Below are 1,095 nucleotides of genomic sequence, written 5' to 3'. Positions count from 1 at the left end.
CGTAGTGGCCGGTCCCGACGGTAGTTACAGCGGCACGTCGCCAAGCAATCAGCCATCCGGTGATGTCACGGTCAAGGCTGCTGATGATGCAGGCAACGTCAGCCCGAATACTGTGGTGCCGTATGTAGACGGCATCGCACCAGGTGCACCGACCGTCAACGTCGTACCCAATGCCGATGGCAGCGTCACGGTCGATGGCAAAAGCGAGCCAGGTAGCCACGTCACTATCACCTATCCCGATGGCAGCACTGGCACCGTAGTGGCCGGTCCCGACGGTAGTTACAGCGGCACGTCGCCAAGCAATCAGCCATCCGGTGATGTCACGGTCAAGGCTGCTGATGATGCAGGCAACGTTAGCCCGAATACTGTGGTGCCGTATGTAGACGGCATCGCACCAGGTGCACCGACCGTCAACGTCGTACCCAATGCCGATGGCAGCGTCACGGTCGATGGCAAAAGCGAGCCAGGTAGCCACGTCACTATCACCTATCCCGATGGCAGCACTGGCACCGTAGTGGCCGGTCCCGACGGTAGTTACAGCGGCACGTCGCCAAGCAATCAGCCATCCGGTGATGTCACGGTCAAGGCTGCTGATGATGCAGGCAACGTTAGCCCGAATACTGTGGTGCCGTATGTAGACGGCATCGCACCAGAAGCTGCGATCGCGATCACCTCGATCACAACCGACTCCGGTGCCAGCGCAACCGACTACATCACTAGCGACAACATTCTGGTGTTTAACGGCACTTTGGGTGCTGCCCTTGGGGCGGGTGAAAAGGCTCAGATCAGCCTGGACGGCGGGGTGACCTGGCTGGACAGCACCGTATCGGGCACTACCTGGAGCTACGATAACCAAGCGGCTACCCTGGCTGACGGTACCTACAACGTGCAGGTGCGTGTCATTGACACGGCCGGCAACGTCGGTCAAACCGCGAGCCAGAGCGTCATTATTGATAGTGCAGTACCAAGTGCAGCGATCGCGATCACCTCGATCACAGCTGACTCGGGTGCCAGCGCAACCGACTACATCACCAACGACAACACCTTGGTGTTTAACGGCACCCTGGGTGCTGCCCTGGCAGCGGATGAAAAAGC

Annotated in this window: 1 protein-coding gene; it reads left to right on the top strand. The window is 59.5% G+C overall.

Annotated features, from left to right (window positions below):
* Positions 1 to 1,095 (top strand): Ig-like domain-containing protein (locus CER19_RS24050; RefSeq protein ID WP_178088126.1); only part of this gene is annotated, 1,095 nt, incomplete at both ends.

It is taken from the genome of Pseudomonas sp. GL93 (genome assembly GCF_003408955.1).
In the GTDB taxonomy this organism is placed as follows: domain Bacteria; phylum Pseudomonadota; class Gammaproteobacteria; order Pseudomonadales; family Pseudomonadaceae; genus Aquipseudomonas; species Aquipseudomonas paracarnis.
Note: the sequence above shows the minus strand (reverse complement) of the source record. Positions and strands in the feature narration are given on the sequence as shown.